Source organism: Vibrio sp. B1FLJ16 (assembly GCF_905175385.1).
Taxonomy (GTDB): Bacteria; Pseudomonadota; Gammaproteobacteria; order Enterobacterales; family Vibrionaceae; genus Vibrio.
Genome location: NZ_HG992750.1, coordinates 1,135,206 through 1,152,293, shown reverse-complemented (window position 1 = coordinate 1,152,293; position 17,088 = coordinate 1,135,206). Strand labels below are relative to the sequence as shown.

The window sequence follows — 17,088 nt, the reverse complement described above, 5'->3', positions numbered from 1 at the left end:
TGATTACAAAAACTATTTGGTAAGTTCGTCTATGATCGGGCAGCGACTCTTCGCATCTCCCGGGCAGGAAGATACCCAACTTTCCAACTGTTGTTTAATCTCGAACAGGTGAGCGATTTTTTCTTCTACTTCCTTCAGTTTATCCATTGTTCGAGCTTTCACATCGCTGCTTTTTCGGTTGGGGTTTTGTGCAAGCTGAACAAACTCTTTGCACTCTTGCAAAGAAAAACCTGCGTTTTTAGCACGCGACACCAGGTTGAGTTCTTGAATATGGTTTTCAGAATATTCTCTGTAGCCTGAGTCACTACGCGCTGGTGGCGATATGATCCCTTTGTCTTCGTATAGTCGGATAGACTTTGAAGATAGGCCTGTCAGCTTCGAAACAACTCCAATATTCATAATTACCCCTGCATTCAAGATGACGTTCTCTGCGATTATATACCCAAATGACTTCTATATGCAGAACCATAAAACGCAAAAAAGCCCGCTAATTATGTTAGCGGGCTTTTAGAAAACGATGTTTCTATTATGCTTTTTCAGGTTCTAGTGCTTTCTTTTCCTGCTGCATTTTTGCTAGGAAATATACGTTAACACATGCAATGAAGCCGTTAGTTAGTACAACCGGCCATGAATCAATCATAAGACCGTAAGCAGTGAACAGACCACAACCGATAAAGTTAAGAACGCGAAGTTTAACGATATCTTTCATAGTTAGTGAGATAGCAACCATGATTGAAGCTGCGTAGCCTAGAATCTCAACCATATTCATTTCCATTTTTTGACCCTCTATAAATCTGCCGAATTTGTCGGTACCAATTCTTCTCTTCTTGAGATTAATGAGGAAGCTCCGTGCCTCGAATGGTCATTAAGTGGGCGTACTATAGCAATGTACAAAACGTGATGAAAGCCCTAATTTTGGGGGGAGTGAAGGTTAGCGATTACGCAAACGTTTAGTAAGAAAAATATTACTTTATCAACTCACTTCGAAATGAAAAAACCATTAAATTAAATAGTCGGTCCATTCTTTGAGTCACAAACTAACGGTTAGAAGAGCTGAAGCATTGCTTATTTCGCTCGATGCTTCGATGCTGGAATGAGTGGTTATGAGGTTTTTCAGCATTTAAAACATGCTCCTCTGATGCGCATGTCATACAACATTGCCTTAACCCATCATGAGAAGTGGGATACTTTTCGCCTAGACATCTGATTCGGATATTTGGGTGGTTAGTTTTGACTATGGGACCAATAGTTAAAACATATTTGAATAATCATTGATGGTCATTTACTATTTTAAATGATAATTATTTTCAATTGAATTGCTATGATTAATCTTGTTGCTAGCCTTATACTCTCTCTTGCTTTGATCCGCAGAACCAAGCCCAGCTTTTGGAGTGCAGAGCTGCATGTTCTATCACACGTTTTGTTCGCATGTTTTCTGCAACCTGTCTATGTTGTGCCATACCTTATCGTGACATTCTACTTGTCACCAATACTGATCAAACTGTCCAAGAACTCAAGTTACTACAGTGCTGTGTTTGGCTTGTTGCCCTTGTTGGTTGCGGCGGGAAGTACTACGTTCGCATGGTAGTTATAGAAGGTGCGAAAAGCTGGCATTGAAAAAGTGAAAATCGCCAGCTTGTTTACGAAAATAGTTGTGACAGCATCTCACGTTCTTCAGTAGAAAGAAGTGTCTCTCGCTTCTGGTTTAACGTCAGGCTGATTTCGCCCTGAAGAGACTTTAATTGGCTGTCTGTCAGATCGGTTAGCTTACGCTTAAGTTCATTAAATTGCTGTGTCGTCATCTCTAAATCCTCGTTGTACATAGGTCTCTCCCTGATACCCATCTTTCGGCCTTCGTGGCCATACAACAAACTTACTTTGCTTGGTATAGATTAGAGTTTGAACGCTTTATTTTTGTCCGAATATTGTCAGGGTGTGTTAAGTGAGAGGTCAAAATGTAAGTGTAATTACTTTTTGTGTAGGAAGGCTCTTACATCCGATTTTTGGGCAAATAATTCCACTTACCCCCACTCTTTTGGACTGCAAACTTTTTGAAGTCAGCATAATAGGCCAAAGAATATCGTTTGGCCCTGGCTAGTAAATCATCAAAAAACGGTCGTAACGCTACATTTGCAATCAAATGAGTATTGTTCAGAAGTTTGCACACTTTCTTATTCTGCTCTCAGGTTAGTTCACTCTGACTGCAAACTTGCTGGCGAGTGAATGTAACTCCGGCAACATACGGTAAATAAGGTGAAGTTGCTGTAATACCATTCGCGCTGAGCTATCGTCTTCATCTCGCCACTCATTCAGACGCTGTTCCAGACCCGCATCTTCGATAGCTGACAGATCGCACTCTTCACAGTGTTGATGAAGCTGCTGGTGGAGTACTTCTAAATGTTGATGGATACAACGGTGCGCATCCAGCACCAGTTTGTGAATTGATTTATCGTCTATCCGGGTTCGGTGTGCACCAAGTGCAGAAATATAGTTGAGCATCGCGTGGTTAAGGGTCAGAAAACGAAAGCTCTCATCTACCGCTGCTCTGTATTTTCCTGGCTCAGCCAGCATGGTACTGATGGCTGATGAAAGGGTGGCGTCGCTGTCATGTGCCTGACGGCGAGCAACTCGATAGCTTAAACTGTCTTTTTTACCCACACGGTACTGACCAATAATCTGACCGAGATACTGTTTATTTGAATCAATCGCATCTGACATCACCTTATGAAGTCGTCGTGACTGCCAATCAGGAAGAATGAACATTACTGCAGCTACTGCTAGTGCACAGCCAATTAACGTATCTGCAAGTCGGGGCAGGACAACGGCGTAGCCTTCACCCAACTGATTAAACAGGAACAGTACGAGCAATGTAATAAAGCCGGTTGCATAGCCATAATTGTTCATCCTGAATGCAAAGAACATCACGCCGGAGATAACAACAAAAACCAACTGGCTTTCCTGTGAAGGGAAGACGGTAAGTAACAGGACGCCAATTAGCAATCCCGCCAATGTACCAATCACCCTGGCAGTGAGTTTCTGACGAGTTGCACTGTAGTTTGGCTGACAGACAAACAGCGTGGTTAAAAGGATCCAGTAACCGCGATCAAAATCAAATGCCTGAATAATTCCATAGCCGATAGTTAATGCAATCGACATGCGTAAGGCGTGGCGGAACAACATTGAGTCTTTGTGCAGATTTGCCGAAATTCTTTGCCACATAGCGGTTAATGTGTGTGGATTAGTGTCATCGAGGACATCTTCTTCCAGACCTTCAGCATCAGGGTTGTTTATATTGTTAAGTTGTTTCTCAACCGTCGCCAGGTTGTTGAGCAGGTAAGTTAACTGACCCAACAAACGTTTCCAGTGGCCTTGCTTTTGCTCTTCGAGATATGCAAGGGAGTTCTGCACCTCAGCTAAAGCCAGGATAGATTCATTGCTATGAGAATATTCGTTACCTAACTGGATAGCCTGACCGATATCGCGGCACGCCCTTGCTTGCGATTCTAGTAAGTACTTAAACCGAAACAGAACGTCAGAGCGTTCGAACTCGGTTGCCAGATCCTGGTACCGGTAGTGGCTCGAGCTTACTCTTTCATGAATGTCCTGAGCGATAAAGTAGATCTTTAAAAAGCGGTCACTCGGACCAACGATATGTCCGCGTTTCGAGCGGTTTAACAAAGTGGCCTTACAGGCATTTAACGCAGTAACAGTGAGAGCATTGAGACGCGCAGCCTCAATACGCATTGGTTGTGGCTCAAGGTTAATAACAGGATGGAAAAGTTTGGCTTTAGCATCGAGATAGTTCGCCATCTGGAAAAACACATTGGCTAAGTTTTGCTGAACCGGCTGCAGCGGCCAGAAAATCTGCCATATCATTGACATGAAGTAATACCATGCCGCACCCGTCAAAAGTAGCAGAGGCTGAAACCAAAGATTGGGACTCTCATGGGCGCCCAGCATGGTGTAGATAGCAATGAGTAGTGAACCAAAAGCTATACTGGCGTACTTAGGGCCAATTGCCCCAAGCATGATGAAACCAAACGTTGATGTGAACAGACCTATAGCAAACAACCAGGGAGTATTGAACAGGAGTTCAATTGAGAACGCCGCGATAGCAAAACAGATAAATGTCAGGATTAAAGCGAGGATTCGCCCGGTAAAACTATCATCACTTTCAGCAAGCGCAGCTGCAATGATCCCCAGAATGAGCGGCGTAATCAAAGTGTTTTGACCAAAGTACCATGCTGGTATGACAACACCCAACAAGGTGATGAGGATAAGAATACAGTAATTAACGGTTTGGTTTGCCCAGTAGAGGCGAAATTTAGAAGCTGTTTGCACGATGCGCCTTTGCTTTCCTATAAACGGGCAGTTGATAAAACGGGTAGTGATACCCAAATATCTTTAGCTCAGTATCTTAAAGAATGTTGTTATGATACCAACTTCACTATAGCGCTTTTATGATTTAATTTAAGAAATAATACTGCTTGGTCGGGAAATGAGCAGAACAGCCCCTCTACTACGTTTATTTGCTTGCTGTTTTTATTCAGAGCTCTATATGGATTTGATTGATGGGCAGAGAGGTGCTCACAAAAGCAGCAGTAATGTGAAATTTATTTAAGAATGTAAAGTGGATGCTTATTTCGGTGGTGCACACCGCTACAATTTAATGCTTTAAAATGATATAAACCGACAACCGATCATCAAAAAGGCGCACTTTTCATGCAGCTTACTGCCACTAGCAAAGCACAGTTTTTTATTCAAAATGAGTATTATCATGTCGAAATAAAAGAAAATAGTGTTTTATTAAGTTCTATCGGCAGCGAAGAGCACATTCCGTTTACGGTATGGAACGGTAAAGTGAACGTCAAACGAGGGCTGTTGTGGAGCTCATTACAGTTCTTTTCTCATGAGCAAGGCGGTAAGCAGCAGAGCTGGTTGGTGCAGGGGTTACCTTGGCCTCAATGCAGAAAGTTTGCCTTAGATGCCGTTCATCAATATCAACATTGGCACAACAATCAGTGCAGAAAACTGGCTGAATATCTTCCTGAGTGGGAAGAGGAACTCTATAAGCTTAAACATCTTCCTGCATATCTTTCACATTCTCAGGTTCAGTTATGGGTTGAACGATTAAACCATGATCTTGAGGAAATGAAGACCAGCCTCGAAGAAGCTCAACTACGCATGCCGAATCGTATGTCTGAGCTCGAACCCTGGCTTACTAATACCTCTTACACTTTGGCAGAGAGAAATCTCGACTGGCTGGAGTGCGAGCGCCCTAACTGGGAGGTTCTGTTTAATCGTATCGAATCTTCACCATTGAATTTGTCCCAGCAATATGCGGTGTTACTTAACGACGATCATAACTTGGTTCTTGCCGGAGCAGGATCGGGTAAAACCAGTGTGCTTACCGCTCGGGTTGCTTATTTGCTGCAAAGCCATCAGGCTCAGGCTGAAGATCTGCTTATGCTCGCTTTCGGGCGGGATGCTGCAAAAGAAATGAAAGAACGCTTGGTGGATAAAGTGGGGATGGCGGCAGAAGGTGCCAGAGTCAATACCTTTCACCAATTGGGTTTGTACATTTTAAATCAAGTTGAATCACAGCCTGTTGAAATCAGCCCGTTAGCGCTGGAAGACAATCAACGTATTGCCTGGTGTATCGACTGGCTTAAAAAGCACTGGATGACACCAACCAATTTTAAGCGCTGGCAAAAGCACCTTGATAAGTGGCCAATCGCGTATCTGAAAGGTGACGATGAATTAGGCAGCCACTCAGAAAACCCTAAACTGATTGCGTGGTTGGATACGCAATTGTCACATTTAGCAGCTGCAGGTTTAACTAAAAAGCAGGTTCAGGAAAAACTGGTCGATCACCAGGAATATACTCGCCTGAACAGTGAACTCGCCCTTTGCTGGCCATGCTTTACCGCCTGGCAAAAAATGCTTAAAGAGACGAATCAGGTTGATTTCCCGATGATGATCAGCCGGGCAACGGATTATGTGAAAAAAGGGAAGTTTGTTTCTCCATGGCGCTTTGTCATGGTTGATGAATATCAGGATATTTCTCCTGATCGCTTAGCGTTGATTGAAGCATTATGTGAGTCTACGGATAAACAGTTGGGTGCAACCCTGTATGCGGTAGGAGACGACTGGCAATCTATTTATCAGTTTGCTGGTGCGGACGTTGATTTGATAACGGGGTTCAAAGAACGGTTTGCGCACTCTACGGTTCATCACCTTGATACGACTTATCGTTTTAATAACCAGATTGGTGAAGTGGCGAATGCCTTTGTGCAGCAAAACCCAGCACAGTTGCCAAAAACACTGAACAGCCATAAACAACGTAAGCAGAAGAGTGTACATACTGCTCCGAGTAACCAGGTTGAGAAAATTCTTGATCAGCTAAACCAGCAAGCGAAGCAAACTAAGTCTGTACTGTTACTTGGTCGGAACCATTACCATAAACCAGATTTATACGATGACTGGCTAAAACGATTCCCGAATCTTGATATTCGCTTTATGACCTGTCATGCGAGTAAGGGACGAGAATCGGATTTTGTGATTATCCTTTCGGTCGATGAAGGACAGTTCCCGACGAAGAAAAAGCAAGTTCATATTGATGGGGCGCTAACGGAATCTAACGATAAGTTTCCTCACGCGGAGGAGAGAAGGCTCTTCTATGTCGCTATAACCCGGGCAAAAGAGAAAGTCTGGATAACTCATACCGGAGCTGGTTCTGCATTTATAAAGGAGCTTGTGGAAGGGGATTACCCAATTGTCACCTCCCGCTAGGAAAGGGTTACAAAATAAAGGCGATACTGTGTATCGCCTTTGTTCTATCTAATGTTTTGAAGTGCGTTAAACTAAGTACGCTCACTCAAATAAGCTTCATAATCTGGTACTTCAATCTCAACTTCTTGTGCGATAAGGGGAGAATTGAACAGAAACTTTGCCGTTGCACGGTTAGTAGCGACAGGAATGTTCCAAACACTGGCAATACGAAGCAGTGCTTTTACGTCTGGGTCATGTGGTACAGCATTTAGTGGATCCCAGAAGAAGACTAATACGTCGATTTTTCCTTCAGAGATAAGAGCACCAATCTGTTGATCTCCGCCCATTGGACCGCTGATCATGTTTTTTATCGCGAGGCCCGTCTCTTTGCTTAGCATGTGGCCTGTCGTGCCAGTCGCGTAAAGGAAGTGGCGCTGAAGTTTTTCTTTGTTTTCTTGTACCCAGCGAAGCAGCTCAGGCTTGCAGTTATCGTGGGCAACTAACGCCACGTGTTTATGAGCAGGCATGGTACGAGTTGTTTTTTGCATCAAGTTATTTCCGGTTTGAGATTATGAATGTATATACCCAAATAACCTCGCTCTGTAAGAGCGTGAAACTGAATCTATTTTAGTTTCAGATAACTTATGCCTATGACAAAGCACTGAATCCTGCTTCTTGAAGTCATTTGGGTATATCTGTTAATAAAACACTTTTTTAGTCGATCAATCAACAGCCTTTACGTTGAATGTTGGCCGATATTCGGACGGAGATAACGATTCTTGAATTGTCTCATCATGCAGTGTTGACGGCGTTAATGGCGTGATACCAGGTGAGGCATGTTTTTCATACGGTTGCTGGCGTAAATAACGTGTCGCCTGAATCACGGAAAGGCGGCCTTGCTCGACCATTTTGTCCGTCGCTGCAAAGAGTACCTTATTGCGCAGTAAGCCCCGGTACACACCATGACTTAAGTAGACAGAAATTAAACCGATCTCGGACTCTTTCTCTGTATTGCGAAGTTCACTTATGGCTGCCTCAATCGCAACCGCGCTACCGATGATGTAGTTGATACGCTCCATATCAATTACACGCTGCACTAGATTACGTTGTAATTCTTTGTCGTTGTCTGCCCATAACGAACTGATAACCTGGACGTCGCTCTCTTTTATTGCGTCATAAAGCCCGGCGGTAACCGGCTTGGTGCCTCCACTAATACGAGGACCAAGCAGGAGCGCGACATTGGTATTGCCTGAGCCTTTTGGGTGACGCTCTGCTAAGTACTTACCAGCCTCGTAACCCATCCAGTACCAGTCTACGCCAACCTCGCCTTTTAACAGCTGACTTTGCGCTTTATCCAGCACCAGCTGATTCACGGTAGCAAACACCGGAGTATCACCCACAAGGGAGCCTAAATTGTGTTCATACGCTTCAGGGGCGACGGTGCCCAGAATGATGGCGTCTGCTCCCCACTGTGTACATAGCTCAAGCTGCTGAGCTTGTCGGTTTTGGTCGGGATAACCGCCAGCTTCGAGCACGCGAAGATTCACACCTTGCTTTTCTGCCTCAGTAACCATCCCATAGTTGACAGAAAGCCAGTACGAATCTTTCAAGTGAGGGTAAATCGCGCATATTTTTTCTTCTGCAAGCGAGGGAAGTGACGCCAACAGTGTACCGAATAGTACAGAGTGTTTAATTATTGATCGAAGTGAGCGTTGATTTATAAGCATGGATTAAGTAGTTGGCTTAGATTAAGTAAAGTTGGGGAAATATAACGTATTATACCCAAATCACCTGGTATATTTCGCCGAATACAAACATAAAGGTTATGAAAATATGCTGCTAGGCACTGCAAGCATCGGTCGCAAGCTCTTCTTATCTTTTATCGCGATGGTTCTGTTGGTCATGCTGTCCGCACTGATCGGTATGTCCGGCTTTTCAATGGTATCCAAAACAGAAAGGAATGTAGTTGATTCCGCGATTCCCGCGATGATTGAGGCAAGGCAGGTCTCTGAACTCAGTTCACGTATTATTTCCTCTGTCCAGATGTTGTCAAATGCGCAGAATGAGCAAGAGAGAAAAGAATCAGGCCGTGTGCTGTTTGATCAGCTGGATATGTTACTGTCTCATATCAAAGAGCTCGGGAGGGAGTCATTTGATGCTGAGTTACTGGACAGACTGGAAAGTCACGTGCAGAAAGTCATCAATAACCTTGCCGATTTAGGCATATCAGTAGAAAGAAAGCTGCAGCTCGCTAATGAGATTGATGCGCGGGTTAAAGAAATGCGTTTGCTCAGTGAAGAACTGGAACAGCTTACGCGCACTCAAGTACAAAACACCAGCACCGTCGCTGTAGCAAACGTGACCCATATTTACGGTCTTTTGGAGTCTCACAAGAAAGAACAGGCTTATCAGGCATTAGATACGTTAGTTGAAGTCGACTTAGATTTGGCTGAGCGACTGCATGAGTTTCATCTATTGGCGTTTCAGGTACTCAATCAGATTGAAGAAGCCCGCACACTCACCAATATTGACCGAATACAAGAAGTACAAACGGACTATTCTGAGAATCTCGGAATCATGAAGCGCCGTGTGCAGGCAGTAGAAGACCCGACGATTTCCAGCCGAATGGCACAATTACTGACTCAGCTGGGTGAGCGTACAGAATTGTTCACCATTTTGATGCATAAGTATGAAAAGCACGAACAGTCTCAACAGCTCCGGCAAAACACATTGGAGTTGTTCGCTGAACTAAATAGTACTGTGAACAAGCTGGTCGATGAGTCAAACCAAGCCACAACAGTTGCGATTGATGATATGACCAGTTCATTGAATTTTGCTCAGTGGTCGTTGGCGGTGATTTCAATTGTCGGCCTCGCTGTGGTTGTTTGGATAGTATGGCGCGTTGTTTATGTTTCCGTGGTTAAGCGGCTTGATGAATATTCGACTGCGTTACTCTCAGTAGCGCAAGGTAAATTAGACGTCGATCTGCAAGTAACAGGTGAAGATGAACTTGCTTACATGGGGCGAGCCATTCTCAATGCCAGAGATACCGCACAGGCGTTAAAAGTCGTGGCAGAAGGTGAAGCTCGAGCCAAGAAAGCCCTGGAAGAGCATAAAGATCACCTCGAAGAGTTGATAGAACAGCGTACATCTCAGTTAAAAAACGCAAACCACCGTTTAAATGAAGAGGTGTTAAATCATGCCAAGGCACGTAAGCAAGCGGAGCAGGCAAACCGTGCAAAGTCGGCATTTCTTTCCACAATGAGCCATGAAATACGAACCCCTTTAAATGGTGTTCTGGGTACTGCTCGGTTGCTCCTAGACTCAGGACTGAGCCCATTACAACAACGCTATACGGATATTATCAACCGCAGCGGTAAGACTCTGCTTGCTATCATCAATGACGTTCTGGATTACTCCAAAATTGAAGCTGGTCACCTTGAAATTCGTAGTTTGAACTTCGATTTGCATCAGATGGTGGAAGAGAACTTTCAGCTCATGGAAAGCCGCGCAAAAGAGAAGCAATTGCTGTTCTCTTACCATATAGAGAGTGATGTACAGAAATACTGGAAAGGGGACGTAACACGCTTAAGCCAGGTGCTGAATAATCTGGTAGGAAACGCGATTAAGTTCACCGACAAAGGCGAAATTGATATCTATGTAAGCCTGAATCCAGAAGATGAAACACAAGTTCTGTTCGAGGTAAGCGATACCGGGTCTGGCATTGCCGATAAGGATAAAACTTCACTTTTTGATGCCTTTACCCAAGCTGAGGATGGTATAAGCAGTGCAGGTGGCACAGGGCTTGGTTTAGCGATCAGCAGGCGCATCGTAGAAGCGATGGGGGGCAAGCTTGCTTTCGAATCAGAAAAAGGGCAGGGAAGTCGTTTCTGGTTTTCTGTCCCACTTGAAACGGGAAATTATACTGACACGAGCCCCGTATCAATCACCCACTGCAACGTGAAAGCTAAAGTACTACTGGTCGAAGATAACGAAGTAAACCAAGTTGTTGCGCAAGGTTATCTGCAAAGTATGGGGCACGAGGTAGTGATAGCCGAAAATGGTCATCAGGCAGAGCAAATTATCGAGAAGCAGGACTTTGATATCGCTTTGGTCGATATTAATTTACCCGATTGCAACGGTGCAGATTTGATGCAGCGATTAAAACGAACTGAAAGAGGTAAACCTGCAGGCCAGGTGTTATCGACTACGCCGATGATTGCGGTGTCCGCTCATGTGTTCGAAGAAGATGTTGAACGCTACTTGGCCGCCGGCTTTGATGGTTACCTGCCAAAGCCACTGGTTAAAGAAGAACTTGGGGAAATGATACAAAAACAGTTGGACGGGAAGCCGATGTTGTTGCCTCAAAGCCAGGAATATGCCGTGCAAAACGAACAAGCGTCGAGTGAACTAGTTACACAGACCGCAGTGAACGAAACGACCCTCATTAACCCAGAAGTGGTTTTGTCCGATATGAAAATTCTGGGCAGAGATACGGTGCTGCGCCTAATTGACTTATTTCGTAATACGAGCAGCGAGATTCTCGCGCAGATGGAAAATTCTGCAAATGAAAACGACGCAGGTAAGGTAAAGTCTTTAGCACACAAGCTTAAAGGGAGCGCTGGAAGTTTAGGTTTAACGGTGCTTATAAATACATTACAGGACATTGAAATTGCTGGTGAACCAATTGATGCTTACAGACAAAAGCAGCAGCACCTCGCAGAGCAAGTGACTGCGTCGATAAACGCACTGGATAAGCTGACAGATGGTTAGGTCGCCTATCAGCCAAAACAAAAACCTCCGGGAAATACCGGAGGTTTTTCTATTCGGTCATGTCATCTTCCCACTCAAACCGAGTGTCAAGAGCATACGGGTCATCATCTAATGGATGTTCTACTCTGCCACGCAAGTATTCGAGTTGATGCTCAAGCATATTGACCGTATCGTAGTCTCCCTCTGAACAGGCAACATATATCTGCTGCTCAAGAGCGGCAATGTTATCTCGGATACCCATGAGAACCCCCCTAAATCATCATCGATTCTCAAAACGATTATAGTCAAGTAATCCAAATTCGATCGGCTGATTTGTACGATACCAATGATGAAGCCGATCACTAAATGGCCAGAACTCGTCTGAGCTACGACGAATTGCAAAGCGATCCAATAAGTTAACGTAGTCTTCTTCATTTTGAATCGAACTGAATTGGTCGACAAAATCTCTTATCTGATCTTCTTGTAGTGAGAAAAATGCTGCTGGATAACTTCCGAGTACGCCATGCACGATGGTCATGTAATCTTCAGCGTAGTCACGGTTGCTTTCTTCATCAAACAAACTGGAGATATTCGTATGGGCATTATTGTGAAGTAGGGTAAATAATTCATCTTCTCCCGACTGGCTGCGCACCATCAGCATGGTGATTTGAGGCACCGTTTTCAGTCCCTCTCCTTTTACCCGGCCGATACGTTTAATTTGCTGCTCACTTTTGGCTGAAAGTGCGGTTTCAGTGATTTCATAGCGTGACAGAAGAGCAAGGGACAATTGTTTCTGTAATATGTTTAGCAGTTCATGCTTAGGGTCATCGGTAGTGTAAACGACATTGGTTGGCTGGTTGAACGGTTTAACGTTGCGAAGTAAGAAATCTGTTAATTGAGGACTTTGGTCTTGATACCAGCTAGATTGCAATTGGTGTCGCATATCGGCTGGTAATAACGAGATAAAGTTACTTTCGCCTTCCATACGAAGAAAGTCCATAAACATTCGGGTAATAAGCTGGTGGCCGAAGTTACCGTAAACATCAAATCCAGCGACAAGCAGATAATGGATACGTTCAAGCAAGGAATAATCCATTACCCAAGCTGTTTTTGGTTGATCGCCGACTAAACCTTGAACGACAGAAGCACTGTCGAAATGACGAAACACGGTTAACGCCGCATTCGGATTGACACCATAACCATCCCAGATTACATCGGTAGATACATACTCAACATATTTATCGCGTTTATTAGCAAAATCCGATTTAGCTTCAAGGTAGCGGGCTTGTTGGCGTGCGTACATTACCCAGTTTGTAACGGGTAATGTGTTGCTTTCTAATTCGCTCGGTAGCTTTAGGTTCTCAGCTTGCGAACGGTAAAATTCATTTAATGCCGGAATGTCCGTTTTGTCTGGATCGAGGAAGAATACCCAGAAGTGATCATTAATGACGTTAAGTGCTAATTGGCCACGGCAGACCGGACCTTTTATGAAAGCCATTATCGTATTTTGAGCATTATCCAGCATGAATTTAAATCGAGACTTCACAGGGAGGTCAGTAAATGAGGTCATCGGGTTTGCAGCAACTTCGGGCTTGTAACTGGGAAGCTCTGTAACTGAGTATGCTGGGTGAATGAACCATTGCTTCCAATTATCGAAACGCTGCTGATTTAATGCATAAGGCATGTGGGTTTTGTCAACAATAGTGCCTTGCTCAGGTATGAGGCGGTAATAAACGCGATCTGTACTGGGATCGTCGTATGGCCGACGGGTTGAAATTCGTCTCACAGGTTGCCCTGGTGGAGTAGAAGAACGAACCAGTGAAAAAAAGCGCGGTTTGAGCTTTTGGTTTAGATCTGCAAAGTACAAATGAGATAAAAAAAGATGCTCATAAATGTAGCGGGCCATGAGCTGATTCTTGAGGTTATCGTCATTAAGAAAAGCCTCATACCTGTCGATTCGTGCCTGTTCATGGTCAGTAATTGGTGTGTGAACATTCATTATCGCGCCATTTTCCAGCCAGTTCATTAAAGTAAGATATTCAGAATCGGTCAAGTTAGGCATCCCAAATGGCATACCCCATGTCGGGTTGTCCTTTTCGTATTGATCATACTCTTCAATGGTTGGGCATGTTTGTTCACGGTTTATTGAAAAATCGAACCCTTCTAACTGTACTTGAGAAGGTAAAGGATGGCGTTCCTTTTGTGTCAATAACCGCGCAATTAATCCCGCATTAATATTTGCAGATATGCTTTGTTCCCGCTCATTTAAAACAGGGTGAAAGCCAGCATCACGCCACTCCTGAGTGGTTTCTGCATCTTCAAACAGGCGAGTTGGCGCCGCAGCGGTAAGTCGTGTACCTTCATAAACCAGTGCCTTGGTCGCGCCTCTGTCTATCCCTTCCACAGAGGAGAGTTTCAGCTGACAGGGTGCGTCGTAGCATGCATGGCAAACCACACAGCGGTTATCTATGATGGGTTTAACGTTGTTCAGAAAAACGTTAGCGTGCTCGGACTCGACGCTGGCTGTGCGATCTCTTACCAATTGCGGACCAAAAAGAGCATCGTAGTTGAAACCTGCGTAGGTAGCGCAACCAGCAAATAAACTGGCTATTACAAGGACTAAAATTAAGCGCAAATTCATTGGCTTGCTTAGCGTGGATTCTATTTAGATTAATTAAAGCAAAAGAATTGATGAAAGAGCAAAGAATGAAACGTTATGTTTTAGGGAAAAAGCCCCCGAAAAATACCGTAAAAACCGTCTCAAAAAATCAACATACCCTGATAGTTAGGGCAACTATACTTTTTTGCATACACTTAATTTATCTACTATAAATTTTGTTGTACTGAGATTTAATTAACTTAGTTTGATTTATAGGTTTGCTAAACATGACGTTGATTGCCGAACTTTCGTCTTTATGTGGATTTTGTATGTATCCGCAAAGCAGAAAGTTCAGCAAAGTTGTTTAAAGGTGTGGCTTTTACTTCGATATAGGCTCGCCATGTGCAGCAATGAGTAGCTCTTTAATTTTTTGGCGCAACGCTAGGTGAGCAGGGTTCCTCATCTCACGTTTGTGATAGACAAACTTGTACGGAATTGTGTGGACAGAGATTGGACAAGGGAGTACTTGTAATTTCAACATATTACTCCATTTTTTAGCGAAGGATTGAGAGACCACTCCCAGGCAATCACGATCAGCGACATACAAAGCCATACCTGCTAATGATGATGTGACTATATCGATTTTTCGTTCTTGTATCTTTTCTTTGGCAAGCTGCTCAAATCCGGTCACGTTTTCCCATTTCCCGGAAAACAAACAGTGGCTTTCTTCATAGAACTGTTGTTTGGAGATAGAACCTTGAATTCTGGGATGGTTCTCACGGCAGATGACTACTGCTTCTTCGGAGTAGGCGTCTTCTATGACGAATGCAGAATCTTTAGTTACGACTGTATCAATCGCGAGGTCGACTTTTTGTTGTCTTAAGTATTCAAACAGCAGGTATTTTTCAGGTGGGGACTCATGAAACACCACATTTTGAATCGGAGGCATGCTATGTAAAAAAATTTCCGAGCAGCAGACTTCAAAATGGTTTTTATCGGAAATCGCACTGTCAATGATATTCACCGCTTGCTGAAACTGAGGAAGTAATTGATGCGCGGTAGAAGTCAGGGCAATGCCCCGGCCTTTTTTTACGAATAGCTGCTTATCTACGACTAGCTCCAGACGTTTTATTGCCGCGCTTACCGCGGGTTGCGTTAGCCCGAGTTGTTCTGCAGCTTTTGTATAGGATTGAAACTCGGCGACGACCAGAAAAGTTTGGATAAGGTTTAAGTCCATAACGGTACTCATAAATTGAATTTATAGGTTAACTAACTGCAACTGCATTTATCGTTTGAGATTAGTGCTTTATCTTATATCAACAATGGTATTGGAAAGCGAATGCCATTTTAATGCATCAGCGAACTTTTGGAGAAATTATGAAAAATGCGACCAAAACGAGCAGTAAAAAACTCGTACTTAACGCATGTACTTTAGCGCTAGGTGCTGCTTCTGCAACCGCATACGCAGCTGACAAACCGAACATTCTAGTAATTTTCGGTGATGATATCGGTTACTGGAACTTAAGCACATACAATCAAGGTATGCTAGGTTACACCACACCCAATATCGATAGTATTGCAAAAGATGGCGCTAAGTTTACGAACTTCTACGCGCAACAGAGTTCTACAGCGGGTCGTAGTGCGTTTATCACCGGTCAAATGCCAAAACGTACAGGCTTAACAAAAGTTGGCATGCCAGGTGCTCCACAAGGTATTAATGAACAAGATCCTACCATTGCAACCATGCTTAAAGATTTGGGTTACGCAACAGGTCAGTTTGGTAAAAACCACTTGGGTGACCGAGATGAGCATTTACCAACTAACCATGGTTTTGATGAGTTCTTCGGTAATCTATACCACTTAAATGCGGAAGAAGAGCCTGAGAACGTAGATTACCCTAAAGATCCAGAGTTTAAGAAAAAATTCGGTCCGCGTGGTGTTATCCACTCGTACGCGGATGGCAAAATCGAAGATACCGGTGCTTTGACTCGTAAGCGTATGGAAAACGTTGATGGTGAGTTCCTGGAAGCAGCCGAAACCTTTATCGAGAAACAAGTTAAAGCTGATAAACCATTCTTTACCTGGTTCAACACCACACGTATGCACAACTTTACTCACCTTCCGGAAGAGTACAAAGGTGTAACGGGCGCAGGCTTCTATGCTGATGGTGTAAAACAACACGATGACCAAATCGGTCAATTGCTGCAGAAGATTAAAGATCTGGGCGTTGATGACAACACTATCATTGTTTACACCACTGATAATGGTCCTATGATCAACCTATGGCCTGAAGCGGGTATGAGCCCGTTCCGCAGTGAGAAAAATACCGGTTGGGAAGGCGGTTTCCGTGTTCCTATGATTATTAAGTGGCCGGGGCAAATCGAAGCCGGTAAGACCTTTAACGGTATCATGTCTCTGGAAGACTTCTTCCCGACACTTCTTGCGGCTGCAGGTAATGATAAAGTGAAAGAAGAACTGTTAAAAGGTAAACAAGCTGACGGTAAATCTTATAAAGTTCACTTAGATGGCTACAACCAATTACCTTACTTGACTGGTAAGGCAGAGGAGTCTGCTCGTAATGAGTTCTTCTACTGGAGTGATGACGGTGATTTGTTTGCTCTGCGCCAGGGCAAAATGAAATTCCACTTTAACATCCAAGAGAATGAAACTGGTTTAGCGATTTGGCAGAAACCGTTGACTAAACTGCGTGTACCTCAGATGTACGATTTAAGCATCGATCCATTTGAGCGTGGTGATACTGGTATCGGTTACGGTCAGTGGATGTATGAGCGTTCATTCCTGATGGCACCAGCTTCAGCGAAAGTGGCAGAAATGATGGAAACCTTCAAAGAGTTCCCTCCTCGTATGGAATCTGGTTCATTCGTTCCAGAATAAGCATTCAATTGTATTAATATAATAAATGGCGCTCTCAGGAGCGCCATATTTAAAAGAGCTAACGCTAAAAA

General features: G+C 43.9%; 13 protein-coding genes. 4 read left to right on the top strand and 9 right to left on the bottom strand.

Going from position 1 to position 17,088, the window contains the following annotated elements:
• Nucleotides 1-12: 12 nt before the first annotated feature.
• A complete protein-coding gene (gene cueR, locus KHN79_RS19105) occupies nucleotides 13-399 on the bottom strand; it encodes a Cu(I)-responsive transcriptional regulator (RefSeq protein WP_182009121.1) in 387 nt (128 codons plus the stop codon).
• A 127-nt stretch (nucleotides 400-526) separates the two neighbouring features.
• On the bottom strand, nucleotides 527-775 hold the full coding sequence (locus tag KHN79_RS19100; RefSeq protein WP_182009122.1) for a YgjV family protein: 249 nt from the start codon (nucleotides 773-775) through the stop codon (nucleotides 527-529).
• Between the two features lie 546 nt (nucleotides 776-1,321).
• Between KHN79_RS19100 and KHN79_RS19095 the strand changes: the two genes are divergently transcribed.
• Complete coding sequence (locus KHN79_RS19095; RefSeq protein ID WP_244812686.1) at nucleotides 1,322-1,588, top strand: hypothetical protein; 267 nt, start codon at nucleotides 1,322-1,324, stop codon at nucleotides 1,586-1,588.
• A gap of 52 nt (nucleotides 1,589-1,640) precedes the next feature.
• On the opposite strand, the gene KHN79_RS19090 is transcribed toward KHN79_RS19095, so the two are convergent.
• Both KHN79_RS19090 and yccS read right to left on the bottom strand, forming a co-directional pair.
• Nucleotides 1,641-1,823 (bottom strand): hypothetical protein, encoded by a 183-nt coding sequence (locus KHN79_RS19090; RefSeq protein ID WP_182009414.1) that lies wholly within the window; start codon nucleotides 1,821-1,823, stop codon nucleotides 1,641-1,643.
• Between the two features lie 364 nt (nucleotides 1,824-2,187).
• Nucleotides 2,188-4,341 (bottom strand): YccS family putative transporter, encoded by a 2,154-nt coding sequence (yccS, locus tag KHN79_RS19085; protein WP_182009123.1) that lies wholly within the window; start codon nucleotides 4,339-4,341, stop codon nucleotides 2,188-2,190.
• A 381-nt stretch (nucleotides 4,342-4,722) separates the two neighbouring features.
• Here yccS and helD point away from each other — a divergent pair, with 381 nt between their 5' ends.
• Nucleotides 4,723-6,792, top strand: a complete 2,070-nt coding sequence (gene helD / locus KHN79_RS19080) for a DNA helicase IV (protein ID WP_182009124.1) — start codon at nucleotides 4,723-4,725, stop codon at nucleotides 6,790-6,792.
• A gap of 71 nt (nucleotides 6,793-6,863) precedes the next feature.
• On the opposite strand, the gene KHN79_RS19075 is transcribed toward helD, so the two are convergent.
• Together KHN79_RS19075 and torT are read right to left on the bottom strand one after the other, a co-directional pair.
• Nucleotides 6,864-7,319 carry a methylglyoxal synthase gene (locus KHN79_RS19075; protein WP_182009125.1) on the bottom strand — a complete coding sequence of 152 codons (456 nt, stop codon included), beginning with the start codon at nucleotides 7,317-7,319 and terminating at the stop codon, nucleotides 6,864-6,866.
• Nucleotides 7,320-7,493: 174 nt separating this feature from the next.
• Nucleotides 7,494-8,498 carry a TMAO reductase system periplasmic protein TorT gene (torT, locus tag KHN79_RS19070; RefSeq protein WP_182009126.1) on the bottom strand — a complete coding sequence of 335 codons (1,005 nt, stop codon included), beginning with the start codon at nucleotides 8,496-8,498 and terminating at the stop codon, nucleotides 7,494-7,496.
• A gap of 106 nt (nucleotides 8,499-8,604) precedes the next feature.
• Here torT and torS point away from each other — a divergent pair, with 106 nt between their 5' ends.
• The gene (gene torS, locus KHN79_RS19065) at nucleotides 8,605-11,544 is read left to right on the top strand and encodes a TMAO reductase system sensor histidine kinase/response regulator TorS (protein WP_182009127.1); all 2,940 of its coding nucleotides are present in this window, start codon (nucleotides 8,605-8,607) and stop codon (nucleotides 11,542-11,544) included.
• Between the two features lie 49 nt (nucleotides 11,545-11,593).
• Here torS and KHN79_RS19060 read toward each other — a convergent pair whose 3' ends face one another.
• From KHN79_RS19060 to KHN79_RS19050, 3 genes are all read right to left on the bottom strand, one after another.
• Entirely contained in the window at nucleotides 11,594-11,785 is a 192-nt protein-coding gene (locus tag KHN79_RS19060) for a hypothetical protein (RefSeq protein WP_182009128.1), read from the bottom strand.
• Between the two features lie 18 nt (nucleotides 11,786-11,803).
• Nucleotides 11,804-14,164 carry a fatty acid cis/trans isomerase gene (locus KHN79_RS19055; RefSeq protein WP_182009129.1) on the bottom strand — a complete coding sequence of 787 codons (2,361 nt, stop codon included), beginning with the start codon at nucleotides 14,162-14,164 and terminating at the stop codon, nucleotides 11,804-11,806.
• 337 nt (nucleotides 14,165-14,501) lie between these two features.
• The gene (locus tag KHN79_RS19050) at nucleotides 14,502-15,359 is read right to left on the bottom strand and encodes a LysR family transcriptional regulator (RefSeq protein WP_182009130.1); all 858 of its coding nucleotides are present in this window, start codon (nucleotides 15,357-15,359) and stop codon (nucleotides 14,502-14,504) included.
• 140 nt (nucleotides 15,360-15,499) lie between these two features.
• Between KHN79_RS19050 and KHN79_RS19045 the strand changes: the two genes are divergently transcribed.
• Nucleotides 15,500-17,017: an arylsulfatase gene (locus KHN79_RS19045; RefSeq protein ID WP_182009131.1), complete on the top strand. Its 1,518-nt coding sequence runs from the start codon at nucleotides 15,500-15,502 to the stop codon at nucleotides 17,015-17,017.
• The last annotated feature ends 71 nt before the right edge of the window (nucleotides 17,018-17,088 follow it).